The following is a 5,943-nucleotide window of genomic DNA, read 5'->3' on the forward strand; positions in this document are numbered from 1 at the left end:
GGGGGCCTTGGCCGTTGGCCGTGCCCCGGGGATGCCGCGCCGTCCCCGGCGCGGGCGAACAATTGCCCTGGATGATTTGCAATTTTGGCAAAAATGGTGTAAGTTCAAGGTCCTTTTCAAAAGAGGGCAGGGGGCAAAGGCTTCAATGGCAGGGACTTGCGGGGACAAGGGCAAAAACCTTCATTTTTTCTTCGCGATTCCCTTGTGGATCAAAAAAGTCGGTTTACATTTGCACCCCGTTTCGGGCCATTGTCCCGGGGCGTGTGCAAGTTCATTTGAAGCGTTGTTTTCCTTTTTTTTGCCGCCGGCGGGATTTTTTTTCCAAAAGGTGTTGCGGGGGAGAAAAACAGTTGTATATTTGCAGCCGCTTAGACGATAGGTCTTGGCGACGGCGCGCCGGGGACGGCGCGGCGGGAGAGGAGTTCATTGAAATATTGTGGAGACACCGGAGGCCTTTTTTGGGGGCGCGTACGGTGTCGGTAGAGAATACGAAAAAGACCGAGAGAATTTATATTTTTTTGATTAGACCAAAGACCGGGCCGGAGACCTTGGAGGCGTTGGGGCAATTTATTTATGACACAACGATGAAGAGTTTGATCCTGGCTCAGGATGAACGCTAGCGGCAGGCCTAACACATGCAAGTCGAGGGGCAGCGGGGGTAGCTTGCTACCTGCCGGCGACCGGCGCACGGGTGCGCACCGCGTATGGAACCTACCTTCCACAGGGGAATAGCCCAGGGAAACTTGGATTAATGCCCCGTGGCACCTCTTTCCGGCATCGGGGAGGGGTTAAAGCCTTCGGGCGGTGGAAGATGGCCATGCGTCCCATTAGTTAGATGGTAGGGTAACGGCCTACCATGACCGCGATGGGTAGGGGCCCTGAGAGGGGGATCCCCCACACTGGTACTGAGACACGGACCAGACTCCTACGGGAGGCAGCAGTGAGGAATATTGGACAATGGGCGAGGGCCTGATCCAGCCATGCCGCGTGCAGGAAGAATGCCCTATGGGTGGTAAACTGCTTTTGTACGGGAAGAAAAAGGGCCACGTGTGGCCCCTTGACGGTACCGTAAGAATAAGGACCGGCTAACTCCGTGCCAGCAGCCGCGGTAATACGGAGGGTCCGAGCGTTATCCGGAATTATTGGGTTTAAAGGGTCCGTAGGCGGGCCGGTAAGTCAGAGGTGAAAGTTTGCAGCTCAACTGTAAAATTGCCTTTGATACTGCCGGTCTTGAGTCACGGTGAAGTTGGCGGAATATGTAGTGTAGCGGTGAAATGCATAGATATTACATAGAACACCGATTGCGAAGGCAGCTGACTAACCGTGCACTGACGCTGATGGACGAAAGCGTGGGGAGCGAACAGGATTAGATACCCTGGTAGTCCACGCCGTAAACGATGGATACTAGCTGTCCGGGTCCTTGAGACCTGGGCGGCCAAGCGAAAGTGATAAGTATCCCACCTGGGGAGTACGTTCGCAAGAATGAAACTCAAAGGAATTGACGGGGGCCCGCACAAGCGGTGGAGCATGTGGTTTAATTCGATGATACGCGAGGAACCTTACCAGGGCTTAAATGCATGTTGACAGGGGCAGAGATGTCCTTTCCTTCGGGCAATTTGCAAGGTGCTGCATGGTTGTCGTCAGCTCGTGCCGTGAGGTGTCAGGTTAAGTCCTATAACGAGCGCAACCCCTACCGTTAGTTGCCAGCATGTCATGATGGGGACTCTAACGGGACTGCCGGTGCAAACCGTGAGGAAGGTGGGGACGACGTCAAATCATCACGGCCCTTACGTCCTGGGCCACACACGTGCTACAATGGCCGGCACAGAGAGCAGCCACCCCGCAAGGGGGAGCGAATCTACAAAACCGGTCACAGTTCGGATCGGGGTCTGCAACTCGACCCCGTGAAGCTGGAATCGCTAGTAATCGGATATCAGCCATGATCCGGTGAATACGTTCCCGGGCCTTGTACACACCGCCCGTCAAGCCATGGAAGCCGGGAGTGCCTGAAGTCCGTCACCGCAAGGAGCGGCCTAGGGCAAGATCGGTAACTAGGGCTAAGTCGTAACAAGGTAGCCGTACCGGAAGGTGCGGCTGGAACACCTCCTTTCTAGAGACATCCCCTTCGGGGGGGTCCCCCGACCGCACCGACGGTCCCGGCCCGGTCCAAGGTCTAATTATTTTAAGGTTCTTTCCGTTGGGTCTTTTTTTGCTCTGCCACGTCCACAATGATGATATATAGGATACCCTCCCTTTGGGGGCGGGTAATTGAAGTCCCATAGCTCAGCTGGTTAGAGCGCTACACTGATAATGTAGAGGTCGGCAGTTCGAGTCTGCCTGGGACTACGGGCAACGGCGGTGCGCACTGCGCTGTCGGGCGAACGTTCATTGGTATCGCACTTATTGGAAATTCTAGGAGTTGAGCGGTGGTTGGTCACTAACTACCGACTGCCATGTACTGACTACTAGTATATGGGGGATTAGCTCAGCTGGCTAGAGCGCCTGCCTTGCACGCAGGAGGTCATCGGTTCGACTCCGATATTCTCCACAGGTCCGCCGCTCCCCCCGGGGCGCGGTGGGCGCGACAGGTTCATTGACATATTGGGACAGATCCGGGCACGGCCTCACGGCCGGCGCCCGGGATTTGGAACGGACGTCCCATCGGTTATTCCGGTGGGGCGCGAACAACTAGAGTAAAGAGTATAGAGTATTATCGATTACGGCGAATAGAAAGGTTTGGCGACAAGCTGGAAAAGGGCGTATGGGGAATGCCTAGGCTCTCAGAGGCGAAGAAGGACGTGATAAGCTGCGAAAAGCCGCGGGGATCGGCACACACGATATGATCCGCGGATGTCCGAATGGGGCAACCCACCACGTTGAAGGCGTGGTATCCCGCAAGGGAGGCGAACCCGGGGAACTGAAACATCTAAGTACCCGGAGGAGGAGAAAACAATAGTGATTCCGATAGTAGCGGCGAGCGAAATCGGATTAGCCCAAACCGTCGTTGTCTCGGCAACGGCGGGGTTGTAGGACCACGATGTTCGAACAGTGATGAACCAGAGCGCTTTGGAAAGAGCGGCCATAGACGGTGATAGCCCGGTATGGGAAAAGAGCTGTTGGATAGTGGTATCCTGAGTAGCGCGGGGCACGTGAAACCCTGTGTGAATCCGGCGGGACCATCCGCCAAGGCTAAATACTCCTGAGAGACCGATAGTGAACCAGTACCGTGAGGGAAAGGTGAAAAGAACCCTGAACAAGGGAGTGAAATAGATCCTGAAACCATGCGCCTACAAGCGGTCGGAGCCCTTCGGGGTGACGGCGTGCCTTTTGCATAATGAGCCTACGAGTTACTATCACTGGCAAGGTTAAGCCCTTCAGGGGCGGAGCCGCAGCGAAAGCGAGTCTTAACAGGGCGTTTGAGTCAGTGGCAGTAGACGCGAAACCGTGCGATCTACCCATGGGCAGGGTGAAGCTGTGGTAACACACAGTGGAGGCCCGAACCCGTTGACGTTGAAAAGTCTTGGGATGACCTGTGGGTAGGGGTGAAAGGCCAATCAAGCTCGGAAATAGCTCGTACTCCCCGAAATGCATTTAGGTGCAGCGTTGACAACAGTTTTATAGAGGTAGAGCTACTGATTGGATGCGGGGGCTTCACCGCCTACCAATTCCTGACAAACTCCGAATGCTATAAAATGGTGGTCAGCAGTGAGGGCATGGGTGCTAAGGTCCATGTCCGAGAGGGAAAGAACCCGGACCATCGGCTAAGGTCCCCAAATATGTGCTAAGTTGACAAAACGCGGTGGAACTGCACCGACAGCCAGGATGTTGGCTTGGAAGCAGCCATTCATTTAAAGAGTGCGTAACAGCTCACTGGTCGAGCGGTTCCGCATGGATAATGATCGGGCATAAGCACATTACCGAAGCCATGGCCTCCGCACCCGTTGCGGAGGGGTAGGGGAGCATTGCAGTGCCGCCGAAGGCGCACCCGTGAGGGGCGCTGGAGGAGCTGCAAACGAAAATGTAGGCATAAGTAACGATAATGCGGGCGAGAAACCCGCACGCCGAAAGACCAAGGTTTCCCCAGCTATGCTAATCAGCTGGGGGTCAGTCGGGACCTAACGCGAACCCGAAAGGGGCAGTGGATGGACAACGGGTCAACATTCCCGTACCCGCACATCGTTGAAAGCGACGGAGGCGAGAGGTTGGTGCGTGCAGACGGAATTGCACGTTGAAGGGAGCGGCAACGCCCCGAGAGTACACTAAGGCTCCGGCCAAGGTGACAATCCAGCGGATCGACTTCCAAGAAAAGCGAGATGTGCGGCCCGTACCGCAAACCGACACAGGTGGTCGGGATGAGCATTCTAAGGCGCTCGAGAGATTCATGGCTAAGGAACTAGGCAAAATTGACGCGTAACTTCGGGAGAAGCGTCGCCCCCTTACGGGGGGGCCGCAGTGAAAAAGTCCAGGCGACTGTTTATCAAAAACACAGGGCTCTGCCAATTCGAGAGAAGAAGTATAGGGCCTGACACCTGCCCGGTGCCGGAAGGTTAAGGGGAGACGTCATTCCTTCGGGGAGAAGCGTTGAACTGAAGCCCCGGTAAACGGCGGCCGTAACTATAACGGTCCTAAGGTAGCGAAATTCCTTGTCGGGTAAGTTCCGACCTGCACGAATGGTGCAACGATCTGGACACTGTCTCGGCCATGAGCTCGGTGAAATTGTAGTATCGGTGAAGATGCCGGTTACCCGCAGTGGGACGAAAAGACCCCGTGCACCTTTACTATAGCTTCGTATTGACCTTGGTCAAACAATGTGTAGGATAGCTGGGAGGCTTTGAAGCTGCGTCGCCAGGCGCGGTGGAGCCGTTGTTGAAATACCAGCCTTTGTTTGATCGGGGCCTAACCCTCTTTCGAGGGGACAGTGCGTGGTGGGTAGTTTGACTGGGGTGGTCGCCTCCAAAAGAGTAACGGAGGCTTCTAAAGGTGCCCTCAACACGGTTGGCAATCGTGTGCAGAGTGCAATGGCACAAGGGCGCTTGACTGAGAGACACACAGGTCGATCAGGTAGGAAACTAGAGCATAGTGATCCGGTGGTTCCGCATGGAAGGGCCATCGCTCAAAGGATAAAAGGTACGCCGGGGATAACAGGCTGATCTCCCCCAAGAGCTCACATCGACGGGGGGGTTTGGCACCTCGATGTCGGCTCGTCACATCCTGGGGCTGGAGAAGGTCCCAAGGGTTGGGCTGTTCGCCCATTAAAGTGGCACGCGAGCTGGGTTCAGAACGTCGTGAGACAGTTCGGTCTCTATCTACTGCGGGCGTTAGAAATCTGAGTGGAGCTGACCCTAGTACGAGAGGACCGGGTCGGACCGACCGCTGGTGCACCAGTTGTCCCGCCAGGGGCACCGCTGGGTAGCTATGTCGGGATCGGATAAGCGCTGAAAGCATATAAGCGCGAAACCGGCCACAAGATGAGATTTCTTTAAAGGGCCGTGGGAGATGACCACGTTGATAGGCCACAGGTGGAAGTGCAGCAATGCATGCAGCCGAGTGGTACTAATTGCCCGTCGGGCTTGCGCCCACATCCGCCCCCCGTGCCCCAGGGCACCGGGGGGGGACACCTTTTTACAAGCTCTAAGCGATGATGTTCCATATTCTCTGCACAAGTTCGTTCGCGCACCTCGGGCCACCGTGTCCGGGACGCGTTCCATATCTGTCCCTTTATTATGTCATATAAGGTCTTCAAGACTTAGGTGGCCATGGCGACGGGGCCCACCCCTTACCATTCCGAACAGGGAAGTTAAGCCCGTTTGCGCCGATGGTACTGCTATACCAAGTGGGAGAGTAGGTAGCCGCCTTTTTTCGGGGTCCCCTTTTGCAATCGCAAAAGGGGACCCTTTTTTTATGGGAAAACCCCAAATGGCAGACCCATGGACAGCTTTGTCC

1 protein-coding gene, 2 tRNA genes and 3 rRNA genes are annotated in these 5,943 nt (G+C 55.6%); all 6 read left to right on the forward strand.

Annotated elements, in window-relative coordinates; all coding sequences use genetic code 11:
* Positions 1-379, forward strand: a 379-nt coding sequence (locus ACKWCC_RS18915) for a hypothetical protein (RefSeq protein ID WP_413997540.1), incomplete at its 5' end; no start/stop codon positions are given.
* A gap of 202 nt (positions 380-581) precedes the next feature.
* Positions 582-2,110: ribosomal RNA gene (locus tag ACKWCC_RS18920) — 16S ribosomal RNA — on the forward strand.
* A 162-nt stretch (positions 2,111-2,272) separates the two neighbouring features.
* A tRNA-Ile gene (locus ACKWCC_RS18925) sits at positions 2,273-2,346 on the forward strand.
* A gap of 128 nt (positions 2,347-2,474) precedes the next feature.
* Positions 2,475-2,548 (forward strand) — tRNA-Ala (locus ACKWCC_RS18930).
* Between the two features lie 191 nt (positions 2,549-2,739).
* Positions 2,740-5,578: ribosomal RNA gene (locus tag ACKWCC_RS18935) — 23S ribosomal RNA — on the forward strand.
* 168 nt (positions 5,579-5,746) lie between these two features.
* Positions 5,747-5,858, forward strand: a 5S ribosomal RNA gene (gene rrf / locus ACKWCC_RS18940).
* Together the 16S, 23S and 5S rRNA genes with 2 tRNA genes alongside form the textbook arrangement of a ribosomal RNA operon.
* The last annotated feature ends 85 nt before the right edge of the window (positions 5,859-5,943 follow it).

The organism is Maribacter aquimarinus (assembly GCF_047345505.1).
GTDB lineage: Bacteria > Bacteroidota > Bacteroidia > Flavobacteriales > Flavobacteriaceae > Maribacter.